At 51.2% G+C, this 832-nt stretch carries 1 protein-coding gene; it reads left to right on the top strand.

All coding sequences use genetic code 11. The features are described 5' to 3' along the window. Window positions 1-40: 40 nt before the first annotated feature. On the top strand, window positions 41-832 hold a 792-nt coding region (locus D0T87_RS23485; protein ID WP_163178577.1), incomplete at its 3' end, for a FimB/Mfa2 family fimbrial subunit.

The following is an 832-nucleotide window of genomic DNA, read 5'->3' on the forward strand; positions in this document are numbered from 1 at the left end:
GGTGGGACGCATATCACTACGATTTTAAAACCAAATAATTATGACGGTAAAGAGAATAAAAAATGTAATTCCGGCTCTGATGAGTTTGTTGTTGCTGACGGTATCGTTGAGTGGTTGCCTGAAAGACGACCTGGACGATTGCGGTACCACGCACACCCTCACGGTCAGGCCATACGACCACGCGGGAGAGCCTTTGTCGCGCAAGGACGTGGCAGAAGTAGTATTGTATGTCTTCGACAGTGAACTCTGTTCAGTTGAGAAGATAGATACACATGTAGGACAAACGGTTACCATAAACGCCCCCAAGGGCAAATCCCTCCACATTGTAGGTTGGGGTAACCTGGGCGGGGGACGAGAAAACTGTACCGGCTATGAACCCGGTCGCCATAAGGACTATTACCAGGTAAGCTTGTTGCCCCTTACCCGGGCCATGGCCTATTCTCTTTCGCCCGACGACCTGTTCCGCGGAGAAATTACTCTGGACGGAAATGATGAAAGCAATACCACTATCGAACTTCCCATCTACCGCGAAACCGGTAGCCTAACCATCACCGTGCGCGGCCTCACGGCCTTTGCAGGCTTTGCCGATCACAACTACTCCATCCAGGTGCGTGAAACCCCTTCGGTGATCGACTTCTACGGAGATTTATCCGGAGACAAAGTAGCCTACCAGCCTACCAGCTCCTTTACAATCGGAGCAGCCCGGGAGGAATACTACACGCCACCCTTCAATATGCTGCCCGAAGAACAAGGTATCCATATCGATATCTATCACGGCACAGAATTGGTCACCACCATCTCTCAGGATAACACCGGGCAGCCCATTGCCATT

It is taken from the genome of Bacteroides sp. 51, assembly GCF_010500965.1.
Lineage (GTDB): Bacteria > Bacteroidota > Bacteroidia > Bacteroidales > Bacteroidaceae > Bacteroides.